This is a genomic window from Streptomyces sp. VTCC 41912, from assembly GCF_045799175.1.
GTDB classification, from domain to species: domain Bacteria; phylum Actinomycetota; class Actinomycetes; order Streptomycetales; family Streptomycetaceae; genus Streptomyces; species Streptomyces albulus_C.
In genome coordinates this window covers 271,404-287,823 of sequence record NZ_JBJMAB010000003.1, presented here as the reverse complement: position 1 = coordinate 287,823, position 16,420 = coordinate 271,404, and the positions used below count along the sequence as shown (strand labels likewise).

The 16,420-nt window shown below is 72.3% G+C and carries 16 protein-coding genes; 8 read left to right on the top strand and 8 right to left on the bottom strand.

The genetic code is table 11. The features are described 5' to 3' along the window. Positions 1-29: 29 nt before the first annotated feature. The 3 genes from ACJ6WD_RS06720 to pdhA are packed head-to-tail and all read right to left on the bottom strand — an operon-like array spanning position 30 to position 3,702. The gene (locus tag ACJ6WD_RS06720) at positions 30-1,472 is read right to left on the bottom strand and encodes a dihydrolipoamide acetyltransferase family protein (RefSeq protein ID WP_407615291.1); all 1,443 of its coding nucleotides are present in this window, start codon (positions 1,470-1,472) and stop codon (positions 30-32) included. Continuing rightward, a complete protein-coding gene (locus tag ACJ6WD_RS06715; RefSeq protein ID WP_407615290.1) occupies positions 1,472-2,506 on the bottom strand; it encodes an alpha-ketoacid dehydrogenase subunit beta in 1,035 nt (344 codons plus the stop codon). Before ACJ6WD_RS06715 ends, ACJ6WD_RS06720 begins: the two co-directional genes overlap by 1 nt. Continuing rightward, the gene (gene pdhA / locus ACJ6WD_RS06710) at positions 2,503-3,702 is read right to left on the bottom strand and encodes a pyruvate dehydrogenase (acetyl-transferring) E1 component subunit alpha (protein WP_016570495.1); all 1,200 of its coding nucleotides are present in this window, start codon (positions 3,700-3,702) and stop codon (positions 2,503-2,505) included. Before pdhA ends, ACJ6WD_RS06715 begins: the two co-directional genes overlap by 4 nt. 247 nt (positions 3,703-3,949) lie before the next feature. Between pdhA and ACJ6WD_RS06705 the strand changes: the two genes are divergently transcribed. Beyond that, positions 3,950-4,468: an Lrp/AsnC family transcriptional regulator gene (locus tag ACJ6WD_RS06705; protein WP_233657213.1), complete on the top strand. Its 519-nt coding sequence runs from the start codon at positions 3,950-3,952 to the stop codon at positions 4,466-4,468. 104 nt (positions 4,469-4,572) lie between these two features. On the opposite strand, the gene ACJ6WD_RS06700 is transcribed toward ACJ6WD_RS06705, so the two are convergent. Together ACJ6WD_RS06700 and ACJ6WD_RS06695 are read right to left on the bottom strand one after the other, a co-directional pair. Next, complete coding sequence (locus tag ACJ6WD_RS06700; RefSeq protein ID WP_233657214.1) at positions 4,573-5,163, bottom strand: TetR/AcrR family transcriptional regulator; 591 nt, start codon at positions 5,161-5,163, stop codon at positions 4,573-4,575. A gap of 2 nt (positions 5,164-5,165) precedes the next feature. Continuing rightward, complete coding sequence (locus ACJ6WD_RS06695; RefSeq protein ID WP_331247681.1) at positions 5,166-6,692, bottom strand: 3-hydroxyacyl-CoA dehydrogenase; 1,527 nt, start codon at positions 6,690-6,692, stop codon at positions 5,166-5,168. A gap of 145 nt (positions 6,693-6,837) precedes the next feature. On the opposite strand from ACJ6WD_RS06695, the gene paaN reads away from it, so the two are divergent. Then, complete coding sequence (paaN, locus tag ACJ6WD_RS06690) at positions 6,838-8,520, top strand: phenylacetic acid degradation protein PaaN (protein ID WP_407615289.1); 1,683 nt, start codon at positions 6,838-6,840, stop codon at positions 8,518-8,520. Between the two features lie 184 nt (positions 8,521-8,704). On the opposite strand, the gene ACJ6WD_RS06685 is transcribed toward paaN, so the two are convergent. From ACJ6WD_RS06685 to ACJ6WD_RS06675, 3 genes are read right to left on the bottom strand one after another with little or no spacing between them, the layout of a single operon-like run. After that, entirely contained in the window at positions 8,705-9,370 is a 666-nt protein-coding gene (locus ACJ6WD_RS06685; protein WP_016570500.1) for a TrmH family RNA methyltransferase, read from the bottom strand. Further along, on the bottom strand, positions 9,367-10,731 hold the full coding sequence (locus tag ACJ6WD_RS06680) for an HTTM domain-containing protein (RefSeq protein ID WP_376555578.1): 1,365 nt from the start codon (positions 10,729-10,731) through the stop codon (positions 9,367-9,369). The genes ACJ6WD_RS06685 and ACJ6WD_RS06680 overlap by 4 nt, the downstream gene beginning before the upstream one ends. Further along, complete coding sequence (locus ACJ6WD_RS06675) at positions 10,728-11,399, bottom strand: DUF5819 family protein (protein WP_233657218.1); 672 nt, start codon at positions 11,397-11,399, stop codon at positions 10,728-10,730. The genes ACJ6WD_RS06680 and ACJ6WD_RS06675 overlap by 4 nt, the downstream gene beginning before the upstream one ends. Positions 11,400-11,564: 165 nt before the next feature. Here ACJ6WD_RS06675 and paaA point away from each other — a divergent pair, with 165 nt between their 5' ends. The 6 genes from paaA to ACJ6WD_RS06645 all read left to right on the top strand — a co-directional run bounded on the left by paaA (position 11,565) and on the right by ACJ6WD_RS06645 (position 16,420). Continuing rightward, positions 11,565-12,548 carry a 1,2-phenylacetyl-CoA epoxidase subunit PaaA gene (gene paaA / locus ACJ6WD_RS06670; RefSeq protein WP_233657219.1) on the top strand — a complete coding sequence of 328 codons (984 nt, stop codon included), beginning with the start codon at positions 11,565-11,567 and terminating at the stop codon, positions 12,546-12,548. Continuing rightward, on the top strand, positions 12,545-12,916 hold the full coding sequence (gene paaB, locus ACJ6WD_RS06665; protein WP_374206781.1) for a 1,2-phenylacetyl-CoA epoxidase subunit PaaB: 372 nt from the start codon (positions 12,545-12,547) through the stop codon (positions 12,914-12,916). Before paaA ends, paaB begins: the two co-directional genes overlap by 4 nt. Continuing rightward, positions 12,913-13,623: a 1,2-phenylacetyl-CoA epoxidase subunit PaaC gene (paaC, locus tag ACJ6WD_RS06660; RefSeq protein WP_407615288.1), complete on the top strand. Its 711-nt coding sequence runs from the start codon at positions 12,913-12,915 to the stop codon at positions 13,621-13,623. Before paaB ends, paaC begins: the two co-directional genes overlap by 4 nt. After that, entirely contained in the window at positions 13,617-14,114 is a 498-nt protein-coding gene (gene paaD / locus ACJ6WD_RS06655; protein WP_376445438.1) for a 1,2-phenylacetyl-CoA epoxidase subunit PaaD, read from the top strand. Before paaC ends, paaD begins: the two co-directional genes overlap by 7 nt. Beyond that, positions 14,114-15,160, top strand: a complete 1,047-nt coding sequence (locus tag ACJ6WD_RS06650) for a 2Fe-2S iron-sulfur cluster-binding protein (RefSeq protein WP_376555570.1) — start codon at positions 14,114-14,116, stop codon at positions 15,158-15,160. Before paaD ends, ACJ6WD_RS06650 begins: the two co-directional genes overlap by 1 nt. Before the next feature lie 126 nt (positions 15,161-15,286). Beyond that, positions 15,287-16,420 carry an acyl-CoA dehydrogenase family protein gene (locus tag ACJ6WD_RS06645; protein WP_407615287.1) on the top strand — a complete coding sequence of 378 codons (1,134 nt, stop codon included), beginning with the start codon at positions 15,287-15,289 and terminating at the stop codon, positions 16,418-16,420.

Genomic DNA, 16,420 nt, shown 5'->3' with positions numbered 1-16,420 from the left:
CGCTCACACCGTCTGCCGCCGCCCGGCCGTCACAACGAGCGCAGCAGCAGCGCGGGCTGCTCCACGCAGTCGGCCACGTAGCGCAGGAATCCGCCGGCGATGCCGCCGTCGCACACCCGGTGGTCGAAGGTGAACGAGAGCTGGACCACCTCCCGCACCGCCAACTCACCGTCGTGGACCCAGGGTTTGGCGGCTATCCGGCCGACGCCGAGCATCGCCGCCTCGGGGTGGTTGAGGATCGGGGTGGAGCCGTCGACGCCGAAGACGCCGTAGTTGTTGAGCGTGAAGGTGCCGCGGGACAGCTCGGCCGGGGAGAGCTTCCCGGCCCGCGCGGCGTCGGTGAGCCGGGCGATCTCGGCGGACAGCTGCTCGACCGTGCGGCCCTGGGCGTCCCGGACGACCGGCACCACCAGGCCGCGGTCGGTCTGCGCCGCGAAGCCCAGGTGGACGGCGGGCAGCCGGACGATCTCCTGGGCCGTGGTGTCCACGGTGGCGTTCAGCTCGGGGTAGCGGGCGAGCGCGGCGGTGCAGATGCGGGCGAGGAGGGCCAGCAGTGACACCTTGGGGGCACCGGGGACGTTCATCGCCCGGCGGGTGGCGAGGAGGTCGGTTGCGTCGGCGTCCACCCAGCACGTCGCGTCCGGGATCTCACGGCGGCTGCGGCTGAACTTCTCGGCCGCGGCGCCGCGCAGGCCCTTGAGCGGGATCCGTTCCTCACCGGGGACGGGCCCGGCGGCGTCGGCGGTGCCGGCGGTGCGGGCCGCGGCGGACTGCCGTTCGCCCAGGGCCCGCACCGCGGATTCGACGTCCGTCCGCAGGATCAGGCCGTCGCGCCCGCTGCCTCGTACCTCCCGCAGGTCCAGGTCGTGCTCCCGGGCGATGCGGCGCACCAGCGGGGAGATGACGGCCACCGTGCGGGGGCCGTCGGCCGCCGCGGTGCCGGGGGCGTCCCCGGTCGCGGTGCCGTTGGTGGCCGTGCCGTTCGTGGTGGCGGGGGGTGCGGGCGTGGCGGAGCGGCGCGCGGGGGCCTCCGCGGCGCTCGGGAGGATCCGCCGGCGGCGCGCCGCGGCACCGCTCGTCCCGTAGCCGACCAGGACGTTTCCCGAACCGGCAGCGTCCGTTCCCGCGCCCTCGGCGCCGGGGGCCGGGTCCGCCGGCGCGGCGACCGAGGCCGATCCGTTGGCACTGCCGGGGGCCGACCCGCGACCGGCCGAGTCCTCCGGTGCCGCGCCGACCGCGACCGTCACCAGGGGCGCCCCCACCGGGACTTCGGTGCCCGCCGCGCCGAAGCGGGCGGTGACCACCCCGCCGTACGGGCACGGCACCTCGACCATCGCCTTGGCGGTCTCGACCTCCACCACCGGCTGGTCGACGGCCACCACCTCGCCGACCTCGACCAGCCACTGCACGATCACCGCCTCGGTGAGGCCCTCCCCCAGGTCGGGCAGGGTGAACTCGCGCACCACGGCCATCACGCACCACGTCCTTCGGTCCAGCGCGACTCCCACTGGAGGCGGGCGACGGTGTCCAGGATCCGGTCCACGCTCGGGAGGTGGTGACGCTCCAGCATGGGCGGCGGGTAGGGGACGTCGAAGCCGGCCACGCGCAGCACCGGCGCCTCCAGGTGGTGGAAGCAGCGCTCGGTGATCCGCGCGGCGATCTCGCCGCCGGGACCGCCGAACCCGCTGGACTCGTGGACGACCACGGCCCGCCCGGTGCGCCGCACCGATGCGCACACCGTGTCGTCGTCGAACGGCACCAGGGTGCGCAGATCGACGACTTCCAGGTCCCAGCCCTCGACGCGGGCGGCCTCGGCGGCCTCCAGGCAGACGGGCAGGGACGGGCCGTAGGTCAGGAGCGTGGCGCTGCTGCCGCGGCGGCGGACCTCTGCACGGCCTATGGGGGCGACCGCAGTGGGCGCGTCCGGCGACCAGTCGGCCTTGGACCAGTAGAGCCGCTTGGGTTCGAGGAAGACGACCGGGTCGTCGGAGGCGATGGCGGCGCGCAGCAGCCCGTAGGCGTCCTCGACGGTCGCCGGGGTGACGACCTGGAGGCCGGGGGTGGCGAGGTAGTACGCCTCGGAGGAGTCGCTGTGGTGCTCGACGCCGCCGATGCCGCCGCCGTAGGGGATGCGGATGGTCAGCGGCATGGCGACCGCGCCCCGGGTGCGGTTGCGCATCCGGGCGACGTGGCTGACCAGTTGCTCGAAGGCCGGGTAGGCGAACGCGTCGAACTGCATCTCCACGACCGGCCGCAGCCCGTACATCGCCATGCCGACGGCGGTCCCGAGGATGCCGGCCTCGGCGAGCGGGGTGTCGCTGCAGCGGTCCTCGCCGAACTCCTCGGCCAGGCCGTCGGTGATCCGGAAGACGCCGCCCAGGGCGCCGACGTCCTCGCCCATCACGTGGACGGTCGGGTCGTCGGCCATGGCATCGCGCAGGGCGCGGGTGAGCGCCTGCGCCATGGTGGCCGGTTTGCGCGCGGTCGGCGCGGCGGTGGTCGTCATGGCCTGGCCTCCTGGGCGGGCGCCACGGTGCCCGTGGCGGACTCGGGTGCTTCGGCCCCTTCGGCCTCGGCGTCCAGCTCGGCGCGCAACTGGGCGGCCTGGGAGCGCAATTGGCTGGTCTGCTGGGTGAAGACGTGGTCGAAGAGGTCCATCGGCGCCAGCGACGCTTCGGCGTGCATCCGCTCCCGGAGGTCGGCGGCGAGGCGCTCGGCGCCGTCGCGAGTGGCGGTGGCGAACGCGTCGTCGAGCAGGGCGCGGTCGGTCAGCGCGCGCTCCAGCAGGGCTATCGGGTCGTGGGCCCGCCAGCTCTCGACCTCGGCGTCGGTGCGGTAGCGGGTGGCGTCGTCGGCGTTGGTGTGGGCCTCAAGGCGGTAGGTGACGGCCTCGACGAGGGTGGGGCCGCCGCCCTCACGGGCCCGGCGCACCGCGTCGGTGAGGACCTCGTGCAGGGCGGGGGCGTCGTTGCCGTCCACCAGGCGACCGGGCATGCCGTAGCCGACCGCCTTGTGGGCGAGGGTCGGCGCGGCGCTCTGCTTGGCGAGCGGCACGGAGATCGCGAAGCCGTTGTTCTGCACGAGGAAGACGACCGGCGCCTGCCAGACGGCGGCGAAGTTGAGCGCCTCGTGGAAGTCGCCCTCGCTCGTGCCGCCGTCGCCGACCATGGCCAGGGCGACCACGTCGTCACCCTTGAGGCGGGCGGCGTGCGCCAGGCCCACGGCGTGCGGGAGCTGGGTGGCGAGCGGGGTGCACAGGGGGGCGATGCGGTGCTCGTAAGGGTCGTAGCCGGTGTGCCAGTCGCCCCGCAGGAGGGTCAGGGCCTGCACCGGATCGAGGCCGCGGGCGACGGCGGCGAGGGTGTCGCGGTAACTGGGGAAGAGCCAGTCCTGCTCCTGGAGGGCGAGCGCGGCGGCGACCTGGCAGGCTTCCTGGCCCGTGGACGAGGGGTAGACCGCCAGCCGGCCCTGGCGGGTGAGGGCGGTGGCCTGGGTGTTGTACCGGCGACCGCGCACCAGCTCGGTGTAGAGCCGCTTCAGCAGTCCGGGGTCGAGCCGGCCGGCGGCGTCGGTGCCCAGGAGGCGGTACGGCTCGGCGTCGGGCAGAAGGGGCGCGGGATCGACGCGCGGCCGCCAGGCGGGCGGCGGGCCGGCAAGGTCACTGGTGTGCCTGCTGCTGCCGGGCTGCTCGAGAACCGTCATGTCGGGCACCTCCTCGTCATCGAAGGGGTGGCGCGATGCGCCTCATGGGTGGTGGGCGAGCCGGTGGTGCCTCCCAGCGGTCGCTGGGGGTCGGGCAGAACGCGAACGGTCGGGGCCGGTGACCCCTTCCCTACCGATTGTTCGGTCGCTGATGCATTTTGGCTACAGGCGGGTTCAGCCTGTGGACAAACGGTTCTCCACAGCTTGTGATGAAGGCAGGGAGTCCACAAAGGGGAGGCGGGAGCACATGCCGGAGGAACAGATGGCCAATCCGGGCGGGCAGCCGTCGGCGGCGCCCGCCCCCGCACCTCCGGCCGCACGCCCCCTCGACCAGATCGACCGCGCCATCCTGCGGCTGCTGCGGACCGACGGCCGGGCGTCGATACGCTCCGTCGCCGAGCAGGTGCACGTCTCGCGCGCCAACGCCTACGCGCGGATCAATCGGCTGCTCGACGACGGCGTCATACGCGGCTTCAGCGCCCTCGTGGACCAGGAAAGGGCAGGTCAGGGCGCCTCCGCCTACATCACGTTGAAGATCGTGCAGAACTCCTGGCGGACCGTGCGCAAACAACTCACCACGCTCCCCGGTGCCGCGCACATCGCGCTGGTCAGCGGGGATTTCGACGTACTGCTGCTGGTGCACACCAAGGACAACCGGGAGCTGCGCGAACTGGTCCTGACCCGGATCCAGGCGATACCGGAGGTGCTCAGCACCCGCACGTTGCTGGTGTTCGAGGAGACGGACCTCGGGGTGGAGGAGGGGTAGCGCCGGGGCCGCGGGCGAGGCCGGGGGCGGCGCCGACGGGGCCGTGTGGGGCCTTCCCGGCCCCTGTCCGCCCCGCCGCGAACCGCACGCGCGAACCCGCCCGCTCAGACCTTGCGCAGCCCCGAGAACGCCGTCCGCACCACGGCCTCGGCGACCTCGTCACGGCTGGCGGCGCCGCCCCGTCCGGGCCGGTACCACTCCACGATCGAATTGATCATGCCGAAGAGCAGGCGGGTGGCCAGCCGGACGTCCACGTCGTCCCGCAGGTCACCGTCGGCGGCGGCCTCCTTGAGGAGGTCGGCGACCCGGTGGTCGAACTCGCGGCGGCGCTCCATGGCCCACCGCTCGGTGTCGGTGTTCCCCCGCACCCGCAACAGCAGCGTCACGTAGGGGAGTTCGTCCATCAGCACCTCGGCCACCCGCCGGGTGACGTGCTCCAGCCGCTCGATCGCCCGCCCCTCCTGGGCGTCGGCTTCCGCGAGAACACCGAAGAGCCCGTCCAGGGCACGGCTTATCGCGCGGCGCAGGAGCTCTTCCTTGCTGCGCACATGGTGGTAGATCGACGACTTGGAGATGCCGGCCGCCTTGGAGAGGTGCTCCATGGAGGTGCCGTCGTAGCCGCGCTCGATGAACACCTCGACGGAGACCGCGAGCAGCGAATCGGGCGTGTAGGCGTCGCGCTTGGCCATGGTCATGATTAGAGCACCCATTCCTCGAGGTCCGCACGGCGCCGGAGCGCCCAGGACGGTACGTAGCGTCCCTGCGCATTCTGGCGGTGCAGGGAGTCCAGCAGGCGCCACGCCCAGGGGGCGCCCAGCCGGTCGACCCACTCCATGGGACCGCCGGGGTAGTTCACCCCGAGCCGCATCGCGGTGTCGATGTCCTGGGGGGTGGCGACGCCGCGGGCCGCGGCGTCCACCGCGAAGTCGATGATCATCGCGACCGTGCGGGCGACGATCATGCCCGGAACGTCGTCGATGACGCTGACCTGCTTGCCGAGCGCCTGGAAGAGTCCGACGGCCTCGGCGAGGTCCCCCTCGGAGGCGGTCGCCGAGGGGGCGAGGGCGACCCGGGTCGCGGCCCGGTAGTCGAGCGAGAGGTCGAAGCTGATGGTGGCGCCTGGGCCCCGGCGGGTGGCCGGAGCGCCGCTGGTCAGGGCCAGCAGGGCGCCACCGGGCAGCCGGACGGCACCCGCGGACTCCGGCTCCCGTGCGGTGCGGTCGCCGGTGACCTTGATGCCGGCCTCCTCGATCGCCTCGCGCAGCACCGCGGCGGGCCCGGGGAGCTCCCCGAGCACGGTGACCGAGGACGGCGCGGGGCAGGGCCCTGCGGTGTGCGGCTCGGGCCGGCGGGCGCCCTCGGCGTAGTCGAACCAGCCGCGCCCCGATTTGCGGCCGTGCAGGCCGGACTCCACCAGGCGGCGCTGGGCCAGCGAGGGGGTGAACTTCGGGTCCTGGAAGAACGCGGTCCACACCGAGTGGGTGACCGCCTCGTTCACGTCCTGTCCGATGAGGTCGGTGAGTTCGAACGGGCCCATCCGGAAGCCGCTGCCCTCGCGGAGGACGGCGTCGATGGTGGCGGGGTCGGCACCCCGTTCCTCGTGGACGCGCAGGGCCTCGGCGTAGAAGGGGCGGGCGATGCGGTTGACGATGAAGCCGGGGGTGTCGGCGCAGCGCACGGGGGTCTTCCCCCAGGTCGCGGCGGTGTCGTAGGCGGTGGTCGCGGCGTCGTCGTCGGTGGCGAAGCCGCTGACGATCTCGACGAGCGGGAGCAGGGGCGCGGGGTTGAAGAAGTGCATGCCCACGCAGCGCCCGGGGTGCCGGAGCCCGCCGGCGACCGCGGTCACCGCGAGGGAGGAGGTGTTGGTGGCCAGCAGGCAGTCCGCCGGGACGACGTCCTCAAGGGCGCGGAACAGCTCCTGTTTGGCGGGGAGTTGCTCCAGGATCGCCTCGACGACGAGTGCGGCGTCGGCGAGTTCGGCGAGGGTCTCGGCGGGGGAGAGACGGGCGCGGGCGGCGTCCCGTTCGACCGCCGGGATCCGGCCTTTCTCCACCAGTCGGTCCAACCGCCGCACGACGGCCTCGGCGGCCTGCGCGGCACGGCCCGGTGCGCTGTCGTAGAGCCGCACGGGGTGCCCGGCGACCAGCGCCACCTGCGCGATCCCCTGACCCATGGTGCCGGTGCCCACCACTGCCACGGTGGTGTCGGTGCCGATTGCCGTCATGGCAGCTGATCCTCCCCGAGCGAGTTTTCCACAGGTTGGTCGAGCACTCTTGCCCCGACCGATCGTTCGGTTACTCTAACTCCGTTGCTGTGTCACTCCCAGTCCCCATCCACTTTCCGCGCAGTCGACGAGGAGTTGGTCATCGATGGCCGCCGAAATGACCGCAGCGCAGTTGATCGAGAAGCACCGCCCGACCCTCGACAAGGCGCTGGAAGCAATCCGGACCCGCGCGTACTGGTCCCCGCACCCCGAGCACCCCAAGGCATACGGCGAGACCGCCGCACCGGACGGCCTGGCTGCCTTCGAGGCGCTGCGTGGCACCCGTTTCGCGCTCGACCAGCCCGGCACGGACGCCTGGACGGGCGAGGAAGTCTCGCCCTACGGGCCGGAGTTGGGCATCACCTATCCGCACCCGGACGTCTCGGTGCTGCTGCCGGCCATGCAGGCCGCGATCCCCGAGTGGCGGGACGCCGGCCCGGAGGCCCGCGCCGCGGTGTGCCTGGAGATCCTCGCCCGGATCAGCGCGCGCACCCACGAGTTCGCCCAGGCCGTGATGCACACCAGCGGCCAGGCGTTCATGATGGCGTTCCAGGCGGGCGGGCCGCACGCGCAGGACCGCGGCCTGGAGGCGGTGGCGTACGCCTACGAGGAGCAGACCCGCACCCCGCAGAAGGCGGCGTGGAGCAAGCCGCAGGGCAAACGGGACCCGCTGGAGCTGACCAAGTCCTTCCGGGCGGTGCCGCGCGGCGTGGCCCTGGTGATCGGCTGCAACACCTTCCCTACGTGGAACGGCTACCCCGGCCTGTTCGCCTCGCTGGCGACCGGCAACCCGGTGCTGGTCAAGCCGCACCCGCGCGCCGTGCTGCCGCTGGCGCTGACGGTCCAGGTGGCCCGCGAGGTGCTCGCCGAGGCAGGTTTGCCGGCCAATCTGGTGTGCCTGGCGGTGGACAAGCCCGGCGAGGGGCTGGCCAAGACGCTGGCGGTCCGGCCCGAGGTCCGGATCATCGACTACACCGGCTCCACCGCCTTCGGCGACTGGCTGGAGACGCACGCCCGCCAGGCGCAGGTCTACACCGAGAAGGCCGGCGTCAACACCGTGGTCATCGAGTCCACGGACAACTACAAGGGCATGCTGAGCAACCTCGCCTTCTCGTTGTCGCTCTACAGCGGCCAGATGTGCACCACCCCGCAGAACCTGCTGATCCCCCGGGACGGCATCGACACCGACGCGGGCCCGAAGTCGTACGACGAGGTCGTCAGCGATCTGGCGGGCGCGGTCAGCGGTCTGCTGGGCGATGACGCACGGGCCAACGCACTGCTCGGCGCGATCGTCAATCCGCAGGTCACGGCGCGAATCGGGGAGGCGTCCGGGCTCGGCGAGGTGGCGCTGGCCTCCCGCGAGGTGGCGAACCCGGAGTTCCCGGGAGCCACGGTCCGCACGCCGGTCATCGTGAAGCTGGACGGCGCCAAGCCGGACTCCGAGGCGGCGTACCTGTCGGAGTGCTTCGGCCCGGTGGCGTTCGCCGTGGCGGTCGATTCCGCCACCGACGCGGTGGCGCTGCTGCGCCGCACGGTCCACGAGAAGGGCGCCATGACGGTCGGGGCGTACACCACCTCTGCCGAGGTGGAGCGCCAGGTGGAGGAGGTCTGCCTGGAGGAATGCGCCCAGCTGTCGCTGAACCTGACCGGTGGGGTGTACGTGAACCAGACCGCGGCGTTCTCCGACTTCCACGGCTCGGGCGGCAATCCGGCGGCGAACGCGGCGCTGTGCGACGGCGCCTTCGTGGCGAACCGGTTCCGGACGGTGGAGGTCCGTCGGGAGGCGTGAGATCGCGGGCGGGCCCGGGGCCGAGCGGCTGCCCGGGCCCGGGTCCCCGTGTTCCGTGGGGACCCGGCGACCAGCCCGCGGCCGCACCGGGGAGTGAGCCGGTCCGGCCGTCCCCGCGCACGGCCGCCGTCATGCGCGGCCCGGAGCAGCCGGTCCGGGTGGAGTCCCGGCGGTCAGGGTCGCGTCAGACGTCCTCGATCCGGGCGTGGCGGGAGATCCAGGCGTGCATGGCGATGGCCGCGGCGGCTCCGGCGTTGATGGAGCGGGTCGAGCCGAACTGCGCGATCGAGCAGACCCGGGAGGCGTGCCGGCGGGCCTCTTCGGTCAGCCCCGGCCCCTCCTGTCCGAAGAGGAGCACGCAGCGGCGCGGCAGCACGGTGGTCTCCAGCGGCACGGAGCCGGGGAGGTTGTCGATCCCGATGATCGGCAGTTCCTCGGTGGCGGCCCAGGAGGTCAGGGCCTCGGTGTCGGGGTGGTGGCGGACGTGCTGGTAGCGGTCGGTGACCATCGCACCGCGGCGGTTCCAGCGGCGCTGCCCCACGATGTGGATCTCCTTGGCCAGGAAGGCGTTGGCGGTCCGGACGACCGAGCCGATGTTGAAGTCGTGGCTCCAGTTCTCGACGGCCACGTGGAAGTCGTGACGGCGGGTGTCGAGGTCGGCGACGATCGCCTCACGGGTCCAGTAGCGGTAGCCGTCGACGACGTTGCGACGGTCGCCGTGGGCGAGCAGCTCGGGGTCGTAGCGGCCGTCCTCGGGCCAGGGCTCCGGGTGCGGGCCGACGCCGATCTTGGGCCCGTACCCGTCGTCGTACTGGAGGGGCTCGGCGGGGGCGGTGGTTTCGCTGCTCACCCCACGAGCGTATGGCCATCGCCACCGGAGCGGGCAGCGCCCTCCGGTGGCCCCTCGCCGGCCGCCACTTCGGAGCCGGCGGCGCCGGTGCCCGGGAACAGCCGTCCGCGCAGGTGGGAGAGGCGGCCGCCGAGCCAGGTCAGGAAGTTCGTCGGCAGGAAGACCGCGTCGGCGGTGATCATCGCCAGCGAGAAGAACGGCAGCCCGAGCAGCACCGCGATCGACAGGTGCTCGCAGATCATGGCGACCAGCAGCACGTTCTTCAGGCGCCGGTTGAACAGGGTGAACGGGAACGCGACCTGGACGATCACGGTGCCGTAGGTGATCAGCATGACCATCAGGCCGTTGCTGCCGAGCAAGTGGGACAGCCCCGGCCAGGGGGAGAAGTAGTCCAGGTGCATCGGGTAGAAGACGGCGGTGCCGTCCTGCCAGCGCGAGCCCTGGATCTTGTACCAGCCGGCGGTGGCGTAGACGAGGCAGACCTCGACCATGATCACCAGCAGGACGGCGTTGTGCGCCAGGGTGGCGAGGGTGTCGAGGACCGTCCGGGGCTCCCCGGGGGCGTACCGCTGCGCCGCCCACCACAGGCCGTGCGCCGCCCACAGTCCCCACAGGGCCAGGCTCCAGCCGAAGTGCGGGAAGGGCCCGTGTCCGAACCAGGTGAGGCCGGCGGCGCCCTGCAGCTGGGCGACGGCGAGGGCGAGGCCCAGCACCGCCCACAGCACGATGCCGGTCACGTCCCGGGGCGGGGCCGCGCCGTCCTCCGCCGGGCGGGCGGCCGCCCGCCGGGCGCGGCGCGCGTCCAGGGACCACACCTGCCCGCACCGGGTCAGCACGAGGTACATCGACATCAGGTGGATGACGTTGTCGCCGCCGTCACCGATGAAGACGCTGCGGTTCTGCAGCGAGAGCACGCCGATCATGAACAGCACCGACATGGTGCGGGTGCGCCAGCCGAGCATCAGCAGCGCGCTGGCCGCGATGGCGAGGAAGTAGACGCACTCGAACCAGCCGCGGCCGTCGGACCACACCAGGACGGACAGGGCGTGGTTGCCGTCGAGCAGTTGGCGCGCCATGCCGGAGTCGAACGGGCCGGCGGGGCCGTAGAGCTGCTGCCGGTGCGGCCATTCCCGCAGCAGGAACAGCAACCAGGTGCCGGCGAAGCCGATCCGGATGACGGCGGTCTGGTACGGGGCCAGGGCGCGGGCGGTGACCCGGGCGAGACCACGGCCGATGAGGCGCTCGATGCGGGTCTCCTGATAGGCACCAGGAGCGTCGGCGGCCGGCGGGGCGTCGTTGGTGGTCTGCACGGTGCCGGTGCTCGGCGGGGTGGTGGGCGGCTGCGGCGTCGGTGACGTCACTTGTTCGTCGCCCCCTCGGGCAGATCGGAGGCGGTGATCTGCCACCAGGGCAGCACGCGGTAGACGGGCTTGTCGCTGACCTTCTCGGCGCTCCACGGCGGCGGGAGCACCGCCGTGGTCCGCGAGCGGAACTGGATCTCGGCGACCCGGTCGCCGTCCCTGGTCCACTCGCCGGACATCCGGAGCATCGCGATCCGGCGGAGGTAGCGGGCGAACATCTCGCCGCGGTCGCCGCTCGGGCGGTTCTGCGCGTCGAGGGTGCTGGAGAGCAGCTCCCAGCCGCGGCGCAGCTGGTTCTGCTGGGTGTGGCTGGGCAGCGGGTTGTGGAGGATGGCCTGCCCGTCGCGGGCGGTCAGGTCGGTCCAGTCGGTGGTGCGCGACGTGCCGTCCGGGGTGCGCAGCTGCGCACGGACCTGGACGTCGGTGTTCTGCTGGAGGGGGTTGGGGGCGAACAGCTTCCAGTTCTGCTCGTACTCGGGATAGACGTAGTCGCTGATCAGGCCGGACTGCTGCTTGCTGAGCGTGTTCGACGGTGCGACGTGCAAGAACATCATCGCGAGATGGATCAGGGCGGCGACCGCGATGGCGCTGGCCGCCGTTCCTATGACGATGCGCGAGGGCAGCGACAGCGCGGCCAACGGCCGCGTTTCGTCCCCGTATGACTGCATTCCCGCCCCGTTCCCAGTCCTCATGCGGGTGTCTCCGCCCCGGAACCGTACCTATGCGGCCGCTCCCGGCACACCTTCCCCGGGTTATCCACAGGCTTGACACCCGCCGCCGCCCCACCCACCATTGAACCGAACGATCGGTCGGTCGGGAGGAGGGGGCACCACATGACGACGATCGCGCCGCAGGACACGGGACACGAAGCCCTGTTCGACGCCACCATCGCCGCGGAAGAGCGGATCGAACCACGCGACTGGATGCCGGACGACTACCGCGCCTCACTGGTGCGCCAGATCGCCCAGCACGCCCACTCCGAGATCATCGGCATGCAGCCGGAAGCCAACTGGATCACCAGGGCACCGTCCCTGCGCCGCAAAGCGATCCTCATGGCCAAAGTGCAGGACGAGGCCGGCCACGGCCTGTACCTCTACAGCGCCGCCGAAACCCTCGGCACCGGCCGCGACGAACTCCTCGACAAGCTCCACACCGGCCGCCAGAAGTACTCCTCGATCTTCAACTACCCCACCCTGACCTGGGCCGACGTCGGCGCCATCGGCTGGCTCGTGGACGGCGCCGCCATCACCAACCAGGTCCCGCTGTGCCGCTGCTCCTACGGCCCCTACGCACGGGCCATGGTCCGCATCTGCAAGGAGGAGTCCTTCCACCAGCGCCAGGGGTACGAGCTCCTGCTCACCCTCAGCCGCGGCACCGAAGCCCAGCACGCCATGGCCCAGGACGCCGTCGACCGCTGGTGGTGGCCGTCGCTGATGATGTTCGGCCCGCCCGACGACGAATCGGCCCACTCCGCGCAGTCCATGGCCTGGAAGATCAAGCGGCACTCCAACGACGAACTCCGCCAACGCTTCGTGGACATCTGCGTCCCCCAGGCCGAAGCCCTCGGTCTCACCCTCCCCGACCCCGACCTGCGGTGGAACGAAGACCGCGGCCACTGGGACTTCGGCGCCATCGACTGGACCGAATTCCGCGAAGTCCTCAAGGGCAACGGCCCCTGCAACGACGAACGGATCGGCCGCCGCCGCCGCGCCCACGCCGACGGCGCCTGGGTACGCGAGGCCGCCGCCGCACACGCCGCCAAGCACCCGGCCCCCACGCCGCACACCGGCACCGACCAGGAGGAGGCGGCCCGATGACCACACCACGCCCCGCCAACACCCCGGCCCCGCCCGCCGGCACGCCCCAGCCCACCGGCACGGCGGACGCCGCACCCACCGCAGGCCCCGCCGACTGGCCCCTGTGGGAGGTCTTCGTCCGCAGCCGCCGCGGCCTCTCCCACACCCACGCCGGCAGCCTCCACGCCCCCGACGCCCAGATGGCGCTGCGCAACGCCCGCGACCTCTACACCCGGCGCTCCGAAGGCGTCTCCCTCTGGGTGGTGCCCTCCGCCCAGATCACCGCCTCCTCCCCGGACGAGAAGGACTCTTTCTTCGAACCGGCCGGCGACAAGCCCTACCGCCACCCGACCTTCTACGAGATCCCGGAGGGGGTGCACCACCTATGACGCCCACCCCCGCCCTCCCCCTCGGCGACGACGCCCTGATCCTCTCCCACCGCCTCGGCGAATGGGCCGGCCACGCCCCCGTCCTCGAAGAGGAAGTCGCACTGGCCAACATCGCCCTCGACCTCCTCGGCCAGGCCCGGATCCTGCTCTCCCTCGTCGGCGACGAGGACGAACTCGCCTACCTCCGCGAGGAACGCCAGTTCCGCAACATCCAACTCGTCGAGCAGCCCAACGGCGACTTCGCCCACACCCTCGCCCGCCAGCTCTACTTCTCCACCTACCAAGAGCTGCTCTACGACCACCTCGCCACCACCGACACCACCGTGGCACCGCTCGCCGCAAAGGCCGTCAAGGAGACCGCCTACCACCGCGACCACGCCGAGCAGTGGACCCTGCGCCTCGGCGACGGCACCGAAGAGAGCCACACCCGGATGCAACGCGCCCTGGACGCCCTCTGGCGCTTCACCGGCGAACCCTTCGACCCCGTCGAAGGGTTGGACGACGTCCCCTGGACCGCCCTCCGCACCGAGTGGACCACCCGCATCACCACCACCCTCGCGCGCGCCACCCTCACCGTCCCCGACGGCCCCCAGCACGGCGCCTGGACCGCCGGCGGCGGACGCCAGGGACTGCACACCGAACCCTTCGGCCGGCTCCTCGCCGAAATGCAGCACCTCCACCGCAGCCACCCGGGGGCGACATGGTGACCACCACGGCCCTGGAAGCGGAACTCCTCGCCCTCGCCGGCGCCGTTCCCGACCCCGAGCTGCCCGTCCTCACCCTCGCCGAACTCGGCGTCCTGCGCGGCGTGCGGCTCACCGCCCCCGACCACGTCGAGGTGACCCTCACCCCCACCTACACCGGCTGCCCCGCCATCGAAGCGATGTCCGCCGACGTGGAACGCGTCCTGCACGACCACGGCATACCCAGGGTCGACGTCCGCACCGTCCTCAGCCCACCGTGGACCACCGACGCGATCACCGACGAAGGCCGCCGGAAACTGGCCGCGTTCGGCATCGCCCCACCACGGCCCACCCGCCCGACCAGCGGACCGGTCACCGTCGACCTCACCCTCCGCTGCCCGCACTGCGGATCCACCGACACCACGCTGCTCAGCCGGTTCTCCGCCACGGCCTGCAAGGCGCTGCGCCGCTGCGAGTCCTGCCGCGAACCCTTCGACCACTTCAAGGAGTTGTGATGTTCCACCCGCTCCAGGTGCGGGAGATCGAGCGGCTCACGGACGACGCGGTGGCCGTCACCTTCACGGTCCCGCCCGAACTCCGCTCGACCTTCCGACACACCCCCGGGCAACACATCGCACTGCGCGCGACCCTCCACGGCCAGGAGATCCGCCGCACCTACTCCCTGTGCACCCCCGCCACCGATGACCCCGTCCTACGGGTCGGCATCCGCCTGGTCGAAGACGGCGCCTTCTCCACCCACGCCCTGAAGGAACTCGCCGTCGGCGACACCGTCGACGTGATGGCCCCGGCCGGCCGCTTCACCCTGGCCCCCCGCCCCGGCCAGTTCGTCGGCATCGTCGGCGGCAGCGGCATCACCCCGGTGCTGTCCATCGTCACCACCCTGCTCGCCCGCGAACCGCATGCCCGCTTCTGCCTGATCCGCAGCGACCGCACCACGGCCTCCACGATGTTCCTGGAGGAGGTGGCCGACCTCAAGGACCGCTACCCCGACCGGTTCCAACTGGTCCACGTCCTCTCCCGCGAAGAGCGGCAGGCCGGCCTCCCCTCCGGCCGCCTCGACGAGGAACGCCTGCACGCCCTGCTCCCCGCGCTGCTGCGGACCGACGCCGTCGACGGCTGGTTCCTGTGCGGCCCCTTCGGCCTCGTCCAAGGCGCCGAGCGGGCACTGCGCGCCCTCGACGTACCGCGCACCCGCATCCACGAAGAGATCTTCCACATAGACAACGGCGCCGCGGCCCCCGTTCCCGCCGCCACCGCGCCCGCACACAGCACGGTGACCGCCACCCTCGACAGCCGCTCCGGCACCTGGCCGGTCCACGACGGCGAATCCCTGCTGGAAGCCGTCCTCCGCAACCGCCCCGACGCCCCCTACGCCTGCAAGGGCGGCGTATGCGGCACCTGCCGCGCCTTCCTCGTGTCCGGCGACGTCCGGATGGACCGCAACTTCGCCCTGGAGTCCGACGAGGTCGACGCCGGGTACGTGCTGGCCTGCCAGTCCCACCCGGCCACGGAAAAGGTCGAGTTGGACTTCGACCGCTGAGGAACCGCCACCACCGTCCGCGTCCGCGCCATTCCCAATTCCTGCAACATGTTCTACCTTGACGCCTCGTCAGATCTGACACGTCGGAGGTCGGACGCCGACGGCGCGACGCGGGAGGACGGACCAGTGGACTTCACCTTCACCGAAGAACAACAGGCCGCCGTCGAAGCGGCACAAGCCGTCTTCTCCGGAGTCACCCCGGACGACGTCCCCAGCCCGGCACTCACCCGCGGCCCCGTCGCCGACGACTTCGACCGCACCCTCTGGCGCACACTCGCCGACGCCGACCTCCTCGGCCTCCCCCTCGCCCCCGAGCACGGCGGCGCCGGCCTCGACCCGATCGCCCTCTGCCTCGTCCTCCGCGAATCCGCCAAGGTCCTCGCCCGCGTCCCCCTCCTGGAGTCCTACGCCACCGCGCACACCCTCCAGCACCACGCGACCGACGCCCTACGGACCGAGGTCCTGCCACAGATCGCCAGCGGCAACCTCGTCATCACCGCCGCCACCAACGGCCACACCGGCCACGACCCGGCCGAACTCGCCGTCACCGCACGCCAGGACGACACCACCTGGACCCTCGACGGCACCCACACCGCCGTCCCCTGGGCACCCACCGCCGACCGGATCCTGCTCCCCGCCCACACCACCGACGGCCGCACCGTCCTCGCGCTCGTCCCCCGCGACAGCCCCGGCCTCAGCCTCCACGGCCAGACCTCCACCAACGGCGAACCGCACGCCGAAACCCACCTGGACTCCGTACGCATCGACGCCCGGAACACCCTCACCGACCCGGACGCCTGGGAGACCCTGCGCAACCTGCTCACCACCGGCACCTGCGCACTCGCCCTGGGCCTGGGCGAACGCGTCCTCGCCATGACCAGCGACTACACCAGCACACGCGAACAGTTCGGCTTCCCCCTGGCCACCTTCCAGGCCGTCGCCGTCCAGACCGCCGACCGCTTCATCGACCTCCGCGCGATGGAGGCCACCCTCTGGCAGGCGGCCTGGCGCCTCACCACCGGAGCCACCGGACCCCTCCCGCCCACCGGGGACATCGCGGTCGCCAAGATCTGGGCCGCCGAAGGTGTCCGCCGCGTCGTCCAGACCGCCCAGCACCTCCACGGCGGCTTCGGCGCCGACACCGACTACCCGCTGCACCGCTACCACGCCTGGGCCAAACAGCTCGAACTCGCGCTGGGCCCCGCGGCAGCCCACGAAGAGGCCCTCGGCGAACTCCTCGCCGCGCACCCGCTGAGCTGA